This window comes from Streptomyces sp. NPDC088350 (assembly GCF_044753545.1).
Lineage (GTDB): Bacteria > Actinomycetota > Actinomycetes > Streptomycetales > Streptomycetaceae > Streptomyces.
The window spans coordinates 1029922-1046342 of the sequence record NZ_JBIVNL010000002.1 but is presented as its reverse complement, the minus strand read 5'-3'; the positions used below and the strand labels follow the sequence as shown (position 1 = coordinate 1046342).

The window sequence follows — 16421 nt, the reverse complement described above, 5'->3', positions numbered from 1 at the left end:
CGATGACCATCACACGCCTGGCGGCGCTCGGCCACGAGGAACCGCCGCTGCTCGCACTCGCCCAACGACTCCTCGCGGTCGCCGAGTCGGGGCTTCCGTCCATGCTGCTCCCCGGCGGTGAGGCCTTCGCCTTCACCATGGCCGGGCGGCGGGCACCCGACGGTTCCTGGACCCTGGAGCGGCGCGGGACCAGCACCCGGTACGCGGCCATCACCGCGCTCGGGGTCCGCTTCCTCCCCGAGGACCGGCAGCGCGCGGCGCTCGGCGGGCGCACCGCCGAGGAGTTCACGGGTCTGCTGATCGAGTCGCTGCCCGCGGTGACCAACCTCGGTGACGCGGCGCTCATCGCCTGGGCCGCCGCCGAGACCGGACACCCCAAGCTGTCCGACGCCCTCGCGCAGGTCGACGCCCTGGACGAGGAGGGCCGGCCGCAGTACACCGTCGAGGCGGCGTGGGTGCTGTCCGCCCTCGCGGCGGCCCGGGACACGGTCGACGTGGAGAGACGTTTCACCGTGGCCCGCGACCGGCTGCTGCGGGCCCGGATCGGGGACAGCCCCCTGTTCCCGCACGCCACCGGCCCCGGTCTGCTGCCCTGGTACCGGACCCATGTGAGCTGCTTCGCCGACCAGACGTACCCGCTCCAGGCCCTGGCCCGCGCCCACGCGAGCGGCGACGGGGACGGCGACCCGGAGGCGCTGGCCGCGGCCGAGGCGTGCGCGGCGCGCATCTGCGAACTCCAGGGCGACGGCGGACAGTGGTGGTGGCACTACGACGCGCGCACCGGCGGCGCGGTGGAGGGCTACCCCGTCTACAGCGTCCACCAGCACGCGATGGCCCCGACGGCCCTCTTCGACCTGACCGACGCCGGCGGCTCCGACTTCGGCGCGGCGATCCGCAAGGGCCTGCGCTGGATGACGGACGTACCCGAACTGGCCGTACGCCCGGAGAAACGCGAACCGTTGATCCTCGACGAGCTCGGCGCCACCTGGCGCAAGGTCTACCGGGGCGACCCGAAGAAGGCCGTACGCGCCGCCCGCGGACTCACCACCCGGGTCGTTCCGGGCCTCGGGCTGAAGTCGCTGGACCGGGTGTACCCGCCGGTGGCCGTGGACCGGGAATGCCGGCCGTACGAGTTCGGCTGGATGCTGCACGCCTGGCAGGGGGGCCGGATATGACGGGGCGTCAGGTCCTGTTCGGGGTCGAGCTGGACCCGCTGACCATGGACGAGACCGTCGAGCGCTGCCTCGAAGCGGTGCGGGACGGAAGGCAGTTGGAGATCGGCGTGGTCAACGCCGCGAAGCTGGTGAACATGCGGCGCGACCAGCGGCTCGCCGACGCCGTGGCCGGCTGCGATCTCGTCCTCGCCGACGGACAGGCCGTGGTCTGGGCCGGCCGGGTACTGCGCGCCCCACTGCCCGAACGGGTCGCGGGCATCGACCTGTTCCTGCGCCTGCTGGCCGAGGCGGAGTCGGCGGGCATGTCGGTGTACTTCCTCGGCGCCAAGGAGGAGGTACTGGAGCAGATGCTGCTCCGGGTGGCCGACCGCTTCCCCGGCCTCAAGGTGGCGGGCAGCCGCAACGGCTACTTCGACGACTCCCAACAGGAGTCCATAGCCGACGACATCGCACGCAGCGGCGCCCGGATGCTGTTCCTCGGCATGACCTCGCCGAAGAAGGAGATCTTCACCGCCGCGCACGGCGCCCGCACCGGCGCCCGTGTCGTGCACGGGGTCGGCGGCTCCTTCGACATCCTGGCCGGCGTCACCAAGCGGGCCCCTGAGTCCTGGCAGCGCTGGGGAGTCGAGTGGCTCTACCGCGCGCTCCAGGAACCGCGCCGCCTGGGCCGGCGCTACCTCACCACCAACGCCGCCTTCCTTCTCATGACGGCCCGCGAGCTGATCCGGCTCACCCCGTCGCCCACGCCCGTGAACAGGAGCCGTTGATGCGCGTCGTCGTGGTGGGACAGGGATACGTCGGCCTGCCGCTGGCCGTCCGCGCCGCCGAGGTCGGACACGAGGTGGTCGGCTACGACGTCGACGCCCGGCGGATCAAGAGCCTGGCCGCCGGTGAGTCCTTCGTCGAGGACGTCTCCTCCGAGCGGATCCGCGCGGCGCTGGACAGCGGCGCCTACCGCCCCAGCGAGTCGGCGCGCGACTGCGGCGGTTTCGACATCGCCGTGGTGACCGTGCCGACCCCGCTGCACGAGGGCACCCCCGACCTGCGGTACATCCGGGAGTCGGCGGTCACCCTCGCCCGCTATCTGCGCCCGGGAGCCACCGTCGTCCTGGAGTCGACGACCTATCCCGGCACCACCCAGGAGCTGTTCGCGCCGCTCCTGGAGGAGGGTTCGGGCCTCACCGCGGGCAAGGACTTCCACCTGGGCTACAGCCCGGAGCGGATCGACCCGGGGAACGCGGTCTGGGGTTTCAAGGAGACCCCGAAGGTCGTCTCCGGCGTCAACGAGTCCTCCCTCAAGGCGGTTCAGGACTTCTACGGCCAACTCGTCGACACCACCGTGCCGGTGAACTCGCCGAAGGAGGCCGAGCTGGCCAAGCTGCTGGAGAACACCTTCCGGCATGTGAACATCGCCCTGGTCAACGAGATCGCGATGTTCGCCCACCACCTGGACATCGACGTCTGGCAGGCCATCGACGCCGCGTCCTCCAAGCCGTTCGGCTTCATGAAGTTCACGCCCGGACCGGGCGTCGGCGGTCACTGCCTGCCGATCGACCCCTCCTACCTGTCGTGGCGGGTGCAGCGCGAACTCGGCCAGAGCTTCCGCTTCGTGGAGCTGGCCAACGACATCAACAACCACATGCCGGAGTATGTGACCCGCCGTATCAGCGACTTGTTCAACGAGAGACGCCGGTCGGTGAACGGCTCGCGCATCCTGCTGCTCGGCCTCGCCTACAAGAAGAACACCGGTGACGCCCGCGAGTCGCCCGCGCTGCGCATCTCCCAACTCCTGCTCGACATGGGGGCCCAGGTCAGGGCGGCCGACCCGCACGTGGTCGAAAGCCTGCCGGTGGACACGCGGTTGGTGCGGGTCGAGCCCGGTCCGGAGGAGCTGGCCGCGGCCGACGTGGTGGTCCTGCTCACCGACCACGACGCCTTCGACTACGAACTCGTCGCCGAACACGCCCCCTTCGTCCTCGACTGCCGGCGGCGGCTGGCGGCCGGACCCACGATCGAGGTGCTCTGAACCATGCCGCGCATCGTCTGCGTCGCCGGGGCACGCCCCAACTACATGAAGATCAAACCGGTGATGGACGCCCTGGAGGCCCGGGGCGCCGAGGTGATCCTCGTCCACACCGGCCAGCACTACGACCCGGCCATGAACGACGTGTTCTTCGCCGACCTCGGCATCCGGCCACCCGACCGCTTCCTCGGCGTCGGCTCCGGCAGCCACGCCGAGCAGACCGGCCGGGTGATGACGGCGTTCGAGACGCTCCTCGACGAGGTGTCCCCGGACATCGTCGTCGTGGTCGGCGACATCAACTCCACCCTGGCCTGTGCCCTGGTCACCGCCAAGGCCGGCCCGCTGCTCGCCCATGTGGAGTCCGGTCTGCGCAGCCGCGACTGGAGCATGCCGGAGGAGGTCAACCGGGTCGCCACCGACCGCGTCAGCGACTATCTGCTGGCCCCCTCCCCCGACGCCGCCGAGAACCTGCGCGCCGAGGGGTACCGGGACGACCAGATCCACCTCGTCGGGAACGTCATGATCGACACGCTGCTGGCCAATCTGGAGCGGGCCAGGGCCTCCGACATCCTGGACCGATACGGCCTGACCAAGGGCGAGTTCGGCCTGGTCACCCTGCACCGGCCCGCCAACGTGGACGACCCCGAGGTCCTCACCGGGCTGCTGAAGGCCCTCGGCGAGATCGCCGGCCGCTGTCCGCTCGTGCTGCCGGTGCATCCGCGCGCGGCCGGAAAGCTGGCCGACCTCGGCGTCCCCGGCGGGATCCGGCTCGTACCGCCCGCCGGATACCTGGACTTCATCGCCCTGCAGGACTCCGCCCGCGTCGTGCTGACCGACTCCGGCGGCATCCAGGAGGAGACGACCGCGCTGGGCGTGCCGTGCGTGACCCTGCGGGACAACACCGAGCGGCCCATCACCGTCGAGCAGGGCACCAACGTGCTGGCCGGCCGGGATCCGGCGCGCATCGTGGCCACCGTGAACCAGGTGCTGGACGCGCCGCCCGCACCGCGCAGGCCCGACCTGTGGGACGGGCACGCGAGCGACCGCATCGCCGACGTGCTGCTGGAGGGCGGCACCGCGAGCACCCGGCCGAGACCCACGCACCGAGCCCGCCCCCGACCCGAGGATCGAACGTTCCCCCTATGATCCGCTTGCAACATACGCTCGTCGAACGTCTGGTCGTAAGGGGGGACCATCATGGATCTCGCTGAGATCGCCCGGGTCATGCGCAGGCGCTGGTACGTCCTGCTGCCCGGACTGCTGCTGACGGCCGGTCTGATCGTGGCCGTGATCCTGATGGTGCCGGTCAGCTACCAGTCGCAGAGCACGGTGGTCCTGCTGAACTCCCAGAAGGCCACGGTGGCTTACGACGGCAACCCGTTCCTGAGCACCCAGACCTCGCTCACCGGCATGGCCGACAGCCTGGCCCGCAACCTCAACTCCGACGACTCGATCCGGGATCTCAAGGCCCGTGGCGCCCAGGGCACGTTCGCGGCCAAACTCGCCGACAACGCCCAGGGGCCGCTGATGTGGCTCACCGTGACCGGCACCGACAAGGCCTCCGTCCTGTCCTCGGACAAGATCCTCACCGCGTACGCCAAGGAGCGGCTGGAACAGTTCCAGAAGGAGCAGTCGGTCGCGCCGAAGGCCATGATCCGCATGTGGACGATCGTGGCCCCGCAGAACCCGGTGGCGCAGACCAAGACGCGGCTGGAGTACCTGGTGCTGGCCGGGGCCCTGGGTCTGGTCCTCACCCTGGCCTGCGCCTTCTACGTGGAGGCGCGCAAGAGGCCGCACAGGCCCGGCCCGGAGCCGGCGCCGGTCGCCCCCGTCCCCCCGACCGGACACTCGGCCGGGAGACCGACCGGGGAATCAGCCGGGAGACAGGTGGAGGAATCGGTCGTGGAGGAGACGCTCGCCATCCGGCAGCTGCCGAGCTGGTCGCGGTCCACCGAGAACGGGCCGACCGCCGCGGAGCCCACCGTGCCCCAAGCCGCCATGGCCGTGGCGTCCGCCACAGAGCCGCTCGACGAGGAGTCGACTCATGGACACCGCCCGCGCACCGGGCAGCGGGACCGGTGAGACGAGCGGCGTCCCCGCTCCTCCCGATCCCGCGCCCCCCGCACCTCCCACACCTCCCGCACCTCCCGCTCCTGCCTCTCTCGGCCGGAAGGTCCGTTCGGCGGCCCGCTGGAGCCTGATCAACACCGTCGTCCTGCGCCTGGGCAACTTCGCCACCGGCATCGTGCTGGCCCGCTTCGCCCTCGGCCCCGCCGAGTGGGGCGTGTACGGCATCGCCCAGACCGTGCTGCTCGTCCTGCTGTCCGCGAACGAACTGGGCGTGGGCCTGGCCATCGTGCGCTGGGAGGGGGACGCGCGCCGCTTCGCGCCGACCGTGCTGACACTCAGCACCCTCTCCAGCGGGCTGCTGTACGTGGCGCTGTTCGCGGCGGCACCGGCGGTGGCCGGCCTGCTCGGCTCGCCGGACGCCGCGGGCGTACTGCGGGTGATGTGCCTGTGCGTGGTGATCGACGGGGTGGCACAGGTACCCGGCGGCTTCCTCACCCGTGAGTTCGCCCAGGGCAGGCGGATGATCATCGACGGCCTCAACTTCGTGCTCAGCACGGCGGTGACGCTGCTGCTGGCCTTCGAGGGCTGGGGCGCGATGAGCTTCGCCTGGGGCGCCGTGGCCGGGAACGTCGTCACGCTGATCGGCTGCGCGCTGGCGGCGCCGGGCACTCTGAAATTCGGCTGGAACCCCGTGCAGGCACGGGCGCTGCTGCGGTTCGGGCTGCCGCTGGCGGGGGCGAGCATGCTGGCCCTGGCCGTGGTCAACGTGGACACCATGGTGGTGGGCGCGACGCTGGGGAATGTGTCGCTGGGTTTCTACGTGCTCGCCTTCAACATGTCCGGCTGGCCGGTGCGCATCATCTCCGAGGCCGCCCGCCGGGTCTCCTTCGCCGGGTTCTCCCGTCTGGCCGCCTCACCGCAGGCACTGGCCCAGGGCTTCAGCCGCGCCCTGGGGGTGCTGATCACCGGCACCGTCCCGCTGTGCGTACTGCTGGCCGGCCTCGCGGAGCCGGTGGTCCGGCTGGTCTACGGAAGCCAGTGGACCCCCGCCGCCGCGGCACTCCCCTGGCTGATGGCCCTCGGCCTCATCCGCATCGGCGGCGAACTCTCCTACGACTGTCTGGTCGCGATCGGACAGCGCCGTTCGCTCTTCCTGGTGCAGGGCCTGTGGCTGGCGGCCCTGGTCCCGGCGCTGCTCGTCGCCGCCCGTCTGAACGGCATCGTCGGGGTCTCCCAGGGCCATGTCCTGGTCGCCGGGGGCCTCGTGGTGCCCGTCTTCCTGATCGCGCTGCGCCGCGGCGGCATCGGCCTTCGCCTGATCGCCCGGGCCTGCGCGTGGCCCTTCCTCGGCGGAGCGGTGATGACCGCGATCGTCCTCGGTCTGCGACAGCCGTTCGGCGACGGCCGGTTCGCGCTTCTCGCCATCGGCGTGATCGCCCTGGCCGGATACATCGTCTGCGTACTGCCCAGCCGCGACTTCCTGCGCGGCGTCGGCCAACAGGGCATGGGGTGAACCGGATGTCACGGCGTACCGGCCGGAGCGCGCTCGCGAGGCTGCTGCTCGCGGCCCTGCTGGCGGTCATGGGGACCGCCTGCTCGAGATCGAACGAGTCCGCGTTGCCGGCCTGCCCGGACGACGCGCTGACCTGCCCCGCGAGCACCTCCTCGACGGCACCGGGCACCGGTCCGCCGACCACGGCGGGCAGCACGTCGGGCAGCCCCACCGCCTCGCCGTCCCCGACGGTGAAGCCCACCGCGACGCCCGGCCCCAGCGGCACGACCCCGACGCCCGCGGCCAAACCCGCGTGCGCCTCCCCCGGCGCCTGCGGCTTCCCCGACGCCCGCACCACCGGCCCCCGCATCCCCCTCACCCCGCACAAGACCGGCTACCTGGCCGTCCGTACCGACGGGAAGGTCATCCGGGGCTGGGACATCACCGGCTCCCTCGACATCTACGCCAACGACGTCACCGTCATCGACTCCAGGATCACCTCGGACAACTGGTGGGGCATCAACCTGCGCCCCGGCTACCACGGACTGCGGGTCCTGCACTCCACCGTCACCGCCGTACCCGGCAAGGGGCCGGACAACGGCGGCGTCGACTACGCGGTGTCCAACATGGGGACCAGCTCCGTCGAGGTCGGCTGGTGCGACGTCTCCGTGTTCGGCGACGCCCTGGCCATGGGGCAGGGCAACCTGCACGACAACTACGTGCACGACATCGCCCCGTTCATCAACCAGGGCGGCGAGTGGCAGCACACCAACGCGGTGATCAGCGGTGGCGGCAACACCGGGAAGCTGGTCGTCCGCCACAACACCCTGCTGAACCCGACCGGCCTCAAGCAAGGGGCCTCGGGAAGCATCGGCCTGTTCGCGGACTCCGGCGTGGTCCGCAACGTCACCGTCGACGACAACTGGATAGCGGGCGGCGCGTACGCCCTTTACGGCGGTGACACGGGCGCCACCGGGATCACGGTCACCAACAACGTCTTCTCGACGCAGTACCACCCCGATTCCGGCGGCTACGGCCCGGTCGCCCACTGGAACGCGGGCGGCGCCGGAAACGTGTGGCGCAACAACCGGATGTCCGACGGCCGCCCGGTCCTGCCGGAGCCCGCCTCGTGAGCCGCGCCCTGACGCGCCGCCTCGCACGGGCGCCCTGGACGCTGCTCAAGGCGCTCTTCGGCTGGCTGGTGCTCTTCGAGGCGAGGAACAAGGTCCTGCTGGCCCCCGGCGCGGTGCGGCTGCGCCGGACCGAGAGCGCCGAGACGCGGCGGCTGGCGGCCGGTCTTCCGTCGCCGCCCTCGGCACTGGTCGCCACGGTGATCGCCACCCACCGGCGTCCCGAGGCGCTGCGTGCGGCGGTGCGCTCGGCCCTGGACCAGACCGTGCGCGACCAGGTCGTCATCGTGGTCGACGACGGCGCCGGACTGCCCGAACTCCCCGACGACCCACGGCTGTTCGCCGTCTCGCTGGCCCACAACACCGGCGTGGCGGGCGTCGTGCGCAACGTGGGCATCCGCCTCACCCGCTCCCGGTACGTGGCGTTCCTGGACGACGACAACCTGTGGGAACCCGACCATCTGGAACGGGCGTTGGCGGTCCTGGAGTCCCCCGACGGTCCCGACGGCGTCTACACGGCACTGCGCCGCGTCCTGCCCGACGGCACCGAGAAGGACGTCCTCTCGGTGCCCTGGAACCGGCGCCGGTCCGCCCGCGAGGCCTTCCTGGACACCAACGCCTTCGTCGCCCGCCGCACCCGCTCCCTGCACTTCAGCCGGCTGCGCCGGACACCGGAGGTGCTGCCCCGGGAGGACTGGGAGCTGATCCGCCGGTACGGCCGCGGGCACCGCCTGCTCCATGTGCCGCACCCCACGGTCCGGTACCTGATGAACCCGGACAGCTTCTACACGCAATGGCGACAGCCAAGTTGAGACCCACTCCCTTTTCCGCCCGCTCCGTTCCGCTCGCTCCCCTTTCCGACCCGACCACAGGTGGTTGATCCCGTGCCACGATCCCGCGCCCTCAGGAACAGATTCGTCGACGCACCCGGCTCCCTGGGCGAACGGCTCCGCGTCGCCCGCTGGGAACGGTTCCGGCGCTGTTTCCCCGGCATCGAGAACATGAGCGTGGTGGACCTGGGCGGGACGGCCGAGATGTGGCTGCGCGCACCGGTGCGCGCCAAGCACGTCCACCTGATCAACCTGGAAGCGCACCCCGCCGAACTGCCCGACTGGATCACCGCGGAGAACGCCGACGTCACCGACCCGGCGGTCGCCGCCGAACTGAGCGCCAAGGGCGGCTACGACCTGGTGTTCTCCAACTCGACCATCGAGCACGTGGGGGGCCACAGCCAGCGGCAGAAGTTCGTCGCCGCGGTCGAGCAACTGGCGCCGCTGCACTGGATCCAGACGCCGTACCGCTACTTCCCCGTCGAGCCGCACTTCGTGGCGCCCGGCTTCCAGTTCCTGCCGCTGGCCGCCAGGGCCCGTCTGGTACGGCGCTGGCCCCTCGTCCACAGCCGCCCGGACAGCCCGGAGTCGGCGATGAACGCCGTGATCAACATCGAGCTGCTGACCCGCACCGAGATGCGCTACCTGTTCCCCCGGTCCGCACTCCTCAGCGAGCGGGTGCTCGGTGCGCCGAAGTCCCTCATGGCCGTCAGAACGGAGCCCGCATGCTGAACAACCTGATCAACAGACACGACGCGGACCGGGTGCTGCGCAAGGTACGGAAGCTGGACCTGGACCCGGTACTGGCCAAGCTGCGGGTGCGCGGCGGCGCGCGCGTGGTCGAGCACTGGTCCCGGGTCGATCCGTCGCTGACCGAGTGGTGGGCGATACCGGCGGTCATCAAGCGGTGGAACCTGCTGATGACCGGCGACGCGGACACGTCGTTCCCCGAGTACGTCGCGGCGAAGCACTTCGCGCCCCGCACCGATCTGCGCGGCCTCTCGCTCGGCTGCGGCACCGGCGGCAACGAACTGCTCTGGGCGAGGACCGGCGCGTTCTCGCTCCTGGAGGGCGTGGACGTGGCGCCGGAGCGGATCGGCTTCGCCACCCGCACCGCCGCCGAGGAGGGTCTCGCCGACGTCCTGCGCTTCCGGGTCACCGACGTCAACCGGATGACCGCCGACGGGGAACGCTTCGACGTCCTGCTGGGCCTGCAGTCGCTGCACCACTTCGACCGCCTCGACGAGACCCTGCCGCGCCTGGCCCAACTGATCGAGCCCGACGGCACGTTCGTGGTCGACGAGTTCGTCGGCCCGACCCGCTTCCAGTGGACCGACGCCCAACTCGACGCTGCGAACGCGCTGTTGGCCCAGCTCCCCGAGGAGCGGCGGCGCCTGACCGACGGCCGGATCAAGCGCCGTGTCGTGCGGCCCAGCAGGCTGTCGATGGTGCTGGACGACCCGTCGGAGGCCGTCGACGCGGCGGCGCTGCTGCCGGGTCTGCGCCGCGAGTTCGAGGTCGTCGAGGAACGGCCGTACGGGGGCACGGTGCTGCACATCGCGTTCTCCGGGATCGCGCACCACTTCCGTGACCAGGAACCGGAGACGCTGGAGCTGCTGGAGCGCTGCTTCGCCGCGGAGGACGCGTCCCTGCCCGAGGTGGGGCACGACTTCGTCGCCATGGTGTGCCGGCCGCGCAGCACGGGCCGGTAACTCCGGCCGCTTGCAGGGACCTTGGGGGGTTCATGAGTTCGGTCGAGGCCACTGACACATCGGGCAGACCAGGCAGACCAGGCAGTTCCGACGGACCCGCCAGGGCGCGGGACGACGGATCGAGGCTGCCCTCGCTGACGGGGCTCCGGTTCGTCGCCGCGTTCCTCGTCTTCTGCTTCCACATCTCGATATCGGGGCTGCCGGCCCCGTCGTCGACGCAGCACGCGTTCGCCCGCGCGGCGGGGGCCGGCGCCGTGGGCGTCTCGTTCTTCTTCGTCCTCAGCGGCTTCGTCCTGACGTGGTCGGCACGGCCGGGAGACACCGCCCGCGCCTTCTGGCGGCGGCGGGCGGCGAAGATCTACCCGAACTACGTCGTGGCCTTCGTCCTCTCCGTCGCCGGGCTGTACGCGACCGGCCACACCGTCGGGTTCCTCGTCGGAGCGGCCAACCTCGGGCTCGTACAGGCCTGGTGGCCGGACCCGGGCGTCTACTTCGGCGCGAACTCGGTCAGTTGGTCACTCGCCTGCGAGGCGTTCTTCTACGCCCTCTTCCCGGTACTGCTGCCCGTGGTGCGCCGCATCCGGCCGCAGCGGCTGTGGGCGAGCGCCGCGGTGTGCGTGGCGGCCGTGTTCGCGGTGCCCGTGGTGGCGGTACTCCTGCCCGCCGGGCGGCACTACTGGTTCGTCTACATCTTCCCGCCGGTCCGCCTGCTGGAGTTCGTGCTCGGCATCCTGATGGCGCTCGTCGTGAAGAGCGGGCGCTGGCCTCGGATCCCCGTGTGGTCCGTCGCCGTACTCCTCGTCGGCGCGTACGCCGTGACGCCGTACTTCCCGCCGGACGCGGAGACGTCGGCCGTGACCGTGATCCCGTTCGCACTGCTCATCTGCGCCGTGGCCGTCGCCGACGCCGAGGGGAGGCGGAGCGTGTGGCGGAGCCGGTGGGCGGTGTGGCTGGGCGAGATCTCCTTCGCCTTCTACCTGATCCACCAGTCGGTGATCGTGGACCTGATGCGGGGGCTCGACGCCCAGGGCTCGGCACCGGCGAAGGCCTGGGCGCTCATCGCCGCATCGCTCGCCCTCTCCGTGGCGCTCGCGGGGCTCATGCACCGGTTCGTGGAGGTGCCCATGATGCGACGGCTCACCTCACGGGCCCGGCGTGACGCGCAGCGCGCCCGGCCGGGCGAGGGCGGCGGCGGCGGCCTTGGCGGCGGGGCGGCCGAGGGCGGCGCGTGAGGTCTCCCGGAGCAGGACGGCCGTACGGAAGGCGGCCGTGGCGAGGGGACCGTGCCGGCGCCGGTACAGGCGGACACGGTTGAGGGTGAGGAGGGTCCAGAGCCGGGGCGACACCTGGGAGTCGCCGCCCAGGTGCACGGCCTCGGCCGTCGGATCCAGCTGGGTGACATACCCGCGGTCCCTCGCGCGCAGGCAGTACTCGGTCTCCTCCGAGTAGAGGAAGAAGGACTCGTCCCACGGTCCGCAGGCGGCCAGGCAGTCGCCCGAGACGGCCATGAGCGCACCGGTCGCCCAGTCCGCGCGGGTGGGCCGCCGGTACGCGGCGGGGTCGGTGACCAGCTCGCTCAGCGCCGGGAAGCGCCCGGCCCGGGTGTTGCCGATCACGGCCTCGCCGAGCGCCCGCAGCACACTCGACTCGCGGCGCAGCGAGTGATGCGGGGTGTCCCGGCCTTCCTCGTACAGCAGGGGTACGGCGATCCCGACCCCGTCCCCGAGGCTGTCGACGAGACGTTTGGCGCAGCCCTGCCGCATCCGGATGTCGGGGTTGCAGATCAGCACGGCGTCGTGTTCCCCGGCGGCGGCCAGCGCCGCGTTGACCCCGGCCGCGTACCCGGCGTTGCGGCCGGTCCTGACGACCGTGGCGTCGGGGGCCAGCGCGCGCAGGACCTCGACGGTGTCGTCGGCGGAGTCGTTGTCGGCGACGACGAGCCGGTGGTCGAGACCGGCCATGCCGTCGGGGAGGGCGGCGAGGAACCCGGGGAGCACCGGGGCGCTGTTCCAGGTGACGACGATGACGGCGACGGAACTCATCGGGACTCCGCGAGTTGGGGAGACGGGACGTCGGGGGCATTGCGAGGGGCGGGGACCGCGACGGCAGCCGCTTCGGCGGCCTCGCGGCGGACGAAGCCGAGGTAGCTGCCGCCCGCGCCCAGGGTGAGGAAGAACATCCCGGCGTACATGGGGAAGCTGAGGGCGTCGAAGGTGGCGCTGATGACCAGGGCGACCAGGGCGGAGGCGAGGAAGGCCTGGCCGAGTTCACGGTCCGACTCGGAGCGGGCGAGCCGGCGGATGGCACCGCCCTGGTGGATCCCGGTGACGAACAGGAAGAGCAGCGCGACCAGCCCCAGGGCGCCCGTCTCGGCGAGGGTCAGCATGTACTGGTTGTCGGTGAAGAAGTACAGGTCGGGGGTGAAGGTGCCGAATCCCCGGCCGAACCAGGGGCGTTCGCTGAGGTAGGGGACGATCGCGCTGTACTTCACGGTGCGCGCCTGGGTGCTGCTGTCGGAGTTGGACAGGAAGGTGGCGAACAGGTTGGTGATGGTGCCGATCAGCCCCGGGATGATCACCTTGAAGCCGGCCACCGAACCCAGGACGATGCCGATCGCGGCCCAGCGGCGCTGCGGCTTCCAGCGGGGCACCATCACCAGGATCGCGATGAAGGCGCCGATGATGGACGTGCGGGACACCGTCAGCGGAAGGGCACCCGCCATGATCGCCACCGGGGCCCAGCGGCGCAGCGCGCCGGCGTGCCGGCGTACCGGGTCGAACGCCTGGTGGACGGCGAAGGGGACCAGGATGGCGAGCATCCCCCCGAACTCCAGCGGATGGGCCGTGGTGGAGCGCGGCCGGGTGAACGAGCCGCGGTCCATCGCGCTGAGCCCGGCGCTGTTCGAGTGCAGGCCGGGGATGTGGATGGAGTCGGCGATGTTGGTCGCGGCGAAGAAGTCGTAGTAGCCGATCAGGGCCACCACCGTGCCCAGGACGACGAGCCGGCGCATCAGGGTCTCCAGCCGGCTGCGCTCCTGGATGCCGGCCGAGGACAGCACGACGAGCGCCACCCACACCCCGAGCCCGATGAGGCCCCGGTCGGCCCCGAGGACCTCCTCGTGCGAGCTCTCGCGGAGCGCGTTGGCGAGGTACGACAGGAGCACCGCGGCGGCGAGCACGCACATCGCCACGCGCGGCAGCCTGGTGCCCTTCGCCGGCAGGACGCGACCGCCGAGCCAGGTCGCGAGGTACCAGAGGAGTCCCAGCAGGGCGAAGACGTTGGCCGGGGTGCCCACACCGCCCAGCGCGGGCAGGGTGAGATTCGACGGGACGAAGAAGGCGAGCACCAGATAGCCGGTGAGGATCGTCGTGGCGTCCAGCCTGCGCACCAGCAGGCCCCTGGGCGCCCGCTCGGGGGGCCGGGCGCGGTGGCGCCGGGGAACGTACTCCGCGAGGGCGCGTCCCCGGCGGCGGACCACCGCGACGCCCTCGGCGAGGATGGACAGCAGGAACGCGCCGACCACACCGACGATGACGACCGCCGCGACGTCCTGGTAGCGGCTCTTCGACTGCGAGACCGGTATCTGCGGCAGGACGACCGGCGCGGTCTGGACCGCGTACACCGTCGGCACCTTCGAGGCGGCCTGCAAGGCCTTCAGCTGCTCCGCGGTGAACTTCGTGAGGGTGGTGGTCTCCCGGAGCACCTTCGCCTGGTCGGTTCCCGTGACGCTCAGGGTGAGCAGCGGGGTGTCGGCGTCCGGCGCGAAACCCACCGTGTACTGGTCGGTGACGCCGCGGGAGTTCAGTTCCTTGGCCGAGTCGCTCGACTGGAGCGTCCTGATCAGCACGTCGGCCGTGACGACCAGCGAACCGCCCGCGTTCGTCAGCGGGTTGCCGAAGGTCGGCGCCAGGTCGGCGATCGCCGTGGAGTCGAGCAGGGTGACGGAGCTCTGCGACTCGTAGGACACCGGGATGGTCCGGTACAGGTATCCGCCCGCGAGCACGCTGAGCAGGGTGAGGGGCACCATGAAGTACCACCGCCTGCGCATGATCGCCAAGAGGTCGGCAAGGCTCACGAGAACTCCCTTTTGGTGGCGGTACGCCCCGGCGCCTGCGAGGATCGGCGACGACGGAAGGAATCCCTGTGTCGCCCCGTGACGTCGCCGAAGCGCTGCTCCGCCGCTGGTACGTACTGCTGCTCGCGCTCGTTCTGACGGCCGCCGGAGCCGACCGAGTGCTGCATCCGGCACCGCAGTACCTGAGTTCGGCGGTCGTCGTCCTCAAACCGCCCGCGACCGGCAACCAGCCCAACCAGCTGACGAACCTCCCGCCGTCCCTCGCCACCCTCTCGTACGGGGTCGTGCAGCAGCTCGAATCGCCCGCCGGGCGCGCCGAGTTGGACGCCGCGGGGGTGGACGGGACGTACCAGCTGATCCCGCGCAACAGCGGCACCAGCGCGACCCCGCGCTATCTGATCCCGTCCGTGCAGATCCAGGCGCAGCGGTCCGATCCGGTGGCGGCCGACGCGGCGGTCAGCCGGGTCATCGAGACCTACACCCAGCATGTGACGGACCTCCAGGACGCCCAGGGGATCGCGCCGGCGTCGCGGATCAACGCGTCCGTCCTGGTCGCCGCGAGCGCCGCCCCGGTGCACGGCACCCGGACCCGCGCCCTGGCCGGTACGGCGCTGCTGGGCGCGCTCGCCGGGATCCTGGGGGCCCTGTGGTGCGACCAGTACGCACTGCGGCGCAGGAGGCGCCGGGACAACTCCCCGGACGCGGTCCGCCGCACCGCCGGGGTCCCGGTGGCCAACTGAGCTGAACCGATCACGCATCAGACACCGCGGCGCTTCCAGGACTCCCACCACAGCCACTCCCGCCCGCGTTCGGCCACGGCCGACCACACGAGGGGCTGCAGATACGGCATCGCCTTCGGCCCGATCCGTCTGCGCAGCCGCAGCGCGCGGTACTCGGGCAGCGCCGCACAGCCCGGCAGGCACTCCTCGGCGAACGCGACACACGCGTCGACCGGTACGACGCCGGTGCGCCCGCGGTCGTAGGCGCGGTAGGCCCGGCGCAGCGCGTAGCGGGCGAGGCGGGTGTGGACCTGCTCGGCGAGGCGGTCGGCGTGGGGCAGCCGGTCGCCGCACTTGGCGAGCACCGAGTCGAAGGCGACGAGGCGCTGGCGCAGGTCGTCGAGCTGGCCGCCGAAGTCGACGGTGGACATGTTGTTGCCGTGGACGCGGTAGAAGGCCTGGTCGGCGCCGCGTATGTGGCCGACGTCGGCGTGCGCGGCGAGCCGCATCCACATCTCGATGTCGCCGGCGTGGGGCAGGGCGGGGTCGTAGCCGCCGACCTTCCGCTGCAGGTCGGTGCGGACGACGACCTCCGGCGAGGTGATGCAGCCGGTGCCCTCGCGGAAGCGGCGCTCCAGCCACCACTGGCCGGGGTAGACGACCGAACCGGTGCTGTGCGTACGGGCCTTGGGCAGCGGGCCGCCGTGCTGGAAGCGCAGCGGGCGCCCGTAGGCGAACCCCGCCTCGGGGTGGGCGTCCAGGACCGCGGCGGCGCGGACCAGGGCGCCCGGGACCAGCCGGTCGTCGGCGGAGAGCAGGGCCACGTAGTCGCCGTCGGCCCATTCGAGGAGGCCTTCGTTGTACGTGGCGATGTGGCCCTTGTTGGTCTCGTGGACGTGGACCTCGATCCGCGGGTCGGCGGCGGCCAGCTTGTGCGCGACCTCCGCCGAGTCGTCGGGCGAGGCGTCGTCGATGATGAGGACCCGGACGTCAACGCCGTCCTGCTCGTCCAGGACGCTGCTCACGCAGTCGGCGAGGAAATGGCCGTACTTGTAGCAGGGGATGACAACACTGACGGTGCTCATCGTGTGGGGAAGCCAATCCCCGTCGGGGGGGGGGGGGGGGGGGGGGCCCGCCCCCCCCCCCCGGGGGGGGGGGGGGGGGGGGGGGGTTGGTGGGGGGTGGTTTTTTTTTT

15 protein-coding genes are annotated in these 16421 nt (G+C 71.6%); 12 read left to right on the top strand and 3 right to left on the bottom strand.

Annotated features, from left to right (window positions below):
• Window positions 1-2 precede the first annotated feature (2 nt).
• The 11 genes from ACIQBL_RS09805 to ACIQBL_RS09755 all read left to right on the top strand — a co-directional run bounded on the left by ACIQBL_RS09805 (window position 3) and on the right by ACIQBL_RS09755 (window position 11664).
• Window positions 3-1175: a hypothetical protein gene (locus ACIQBL_RS09805; protein WP_401938848.1), complete on the top strand. Its 1173-nt coding sequence runs from the start codon at window positions 3-5 to the stop codon at window positions 1173-1175.
• Window positions 1172-1942 carry a WecB/TagA/CpsF family glycosyltransferase gene (locus ACIQBL_RS09800; protein WP_401938846.1) on the top strand — a complete coding sequence of 257 codons (771 nt, stop codon included), beginning with the start codon at window positions 1172-1174 and terminating at the stop codon, window positions 1940-1942. Before ACIQBL_RS09805 ends, ACIQBL_RS09800 begins: the two co-directional genes overlap by 4 nt.
• Window positions 1942-3201, top strand: coding sequence for a nucleotide sugar dehydrogenase (locus tag ACIQBL_RS09795; protein WP_401938844.1), 1260 nt, complete (start codon window positions 1942-1944; stop codon window positions 3199-3201). Before ACIQBL_RS09800 ends, ACIQBL_RS09795 begins: the two co-directional genes overlap by 1 nt.
• A gap of 3 nt (window positions 3202-3204) precedes the next feature.
• Window positions 3205-4344, top strand: coding sequence for a non-hydrolyzing UDP-N-acetylglucosamine 2-epimerase (gene wecB / locus ACIQBL_RS09790; RefSeq protein WP_401938843.1), 1140 nt, complete (start codon window positions 3205-3207; stop codon window positions 4342-4344).
• Between the two features lie 51 nt (window positions 4345-4395).
• Window positions 4396-5280, top strand: a complete 885-nt coding sequence (locus ACIQBL_RS09785; protein WP_401938841.1) for a chain length determinant protein — start codon at window positions 4396-4398, stop codon at window positions 5278-5280.
• A complete protein-coding gene (locus ACIQBL_RS09780; protein WP_401938838.1) occupies window positions 5243-6781 on the top strand; it encodes an oligosaccharide flippase family protein in 1539 nt (512 codons plus the stop codon). The genes ACIQBL_RS09785 and ACIQBL_RS09780 overlap by 38 nt, the downstream gene beginning before the upstream one ends.
• Window positions 6782-6786: 5 nt before the next feature.
• Window positions 6787-7893 carry a hypothetical protein gene (locus ACIQBL_RS09775; protein WP_401938836.1) on the top strand — a complete coding sequence of 369 codons (1107 nt, stop codon included), beginning with the start codon at window positions 6787-6789 and terminating at the stop codon, window positions 7891-7893.
• A complete protein-coding gene (locus ACIQBL_RS09770; RefSeq protein ID WP_401938833.1) occupies window positions 7890-8702 on the top strand; it encodes a glycosyltransferase family 2 protein in 813 nt (270 codons plus the stop codon). The genes ACIQBL_RS09775 and ACIQBL_RS09770 overlap by 4 nt, the downstream gene beginning before the upstream one ends.
• A 72-nt stretch (window positions 8703-8774) precedes the next feature.
• Window positions 8775-9452, top strand: coding sequence for a class I SAM-dependent methyltransferase (locus ACIQBL_RS09765; protein ID WP_401938832.1), 678 nt, complete (start codon window positions 8775-8777; stop codon window positions 9450-9452).
• The gene (locus ACIQBL_RS09760) at window positions 9446-10432 is read left to right on the top strand and encodes a class I SAM-dependent methyltransferase (protein WP_401938829.1); all 987 of its coding nucleotides are present in this window, start codon (window positions 9446-9448) and stop codon (window positions 10430-10432) included. The genes ACIQBL_RS09765 and ACIQBL_RS09760 overlap by 7 nt, the downstream gene beginning before the upstream one ends.
• A 32-nt stretch (window positions 10433-10464) precedes the next feature.
• Complete coding sequence (locus ACIQBL_RS09755; protein ID WP_401938826.1) at window positions 10465-11664, top strand: acyltransferase family protein; 1200 nt, start codon at window positions 10465-10467, stop codon at window positions 11662-11664.
• On the opposite strand, the gene ACIQBL_RS09750 is transcribed toward ACIQBL_RS09755, so the two are convergent.
• Window positions 11575-12474 (bottom strand): glycosyltransferase family 2 protein, encoded by a 900-nt coding sequence (locus ACIQBL_RS09750; protein ID WP_401938823.1) that lies wholly within the window; start codon window positions 12472-12474, stop codon window positions 11575-11577. The two genes, ACIQBL_RS09755 and ACIQBL_RS09750, sit on opposite strands and share 90 nt — an antisense overlap.
• Complete coding sequence (locus tag ACIQBL_RS09745) at window positions 12471-14507, bottom strand: O-antigen ligase family protein (RefSeq protein WP_401938821.1); 2037 nt, start codon at window positions 14505-14507, stop codon at window positions 12471-12473. Before ACIQBL_RS09745 ends, ACIQBL_RS09750 begins: the two co-directional genes overlap by 4 nt.
• A 68-nt stretch (window positions 14508-14575) precedes the next feature.
• Here ACIQBL_RS09745 and ACIQBL_RS09740 point away from each other — a divergent pair, with 68 nt between their 5' ends.
• Window positions 14576-15247: a hypothetical protein gene (locus ACIQBL_RS09740; RefSeq protein ID WP_401938819.1), complete on the top strand. Its 672-nt coding sequence runs from the start codon at window positions 14576-14578 to the stop codon at window positions 15245-15247.
• A 17-nt stretch (window positions 15248-15264) separates the two neighbouring features.
• Here the strand turns inward: ACIQBL_RS09740 and ACIQBL_RS09735 are convergent, their stop codons facing one another.
• Window positions 15265-16311: a glycosyltransferase family 2 protein gene (locus tag ACIQBL_RS09735; protein ID WP_401938816.1), complete on the bottom strand. Its 1047-nt coding sequence runs from the start codon at window positions 16309-16311 to the stop codon at window positions 15265-15267.
• Window positions 16312-16421 lie beyond the last annotated feature (110 nt).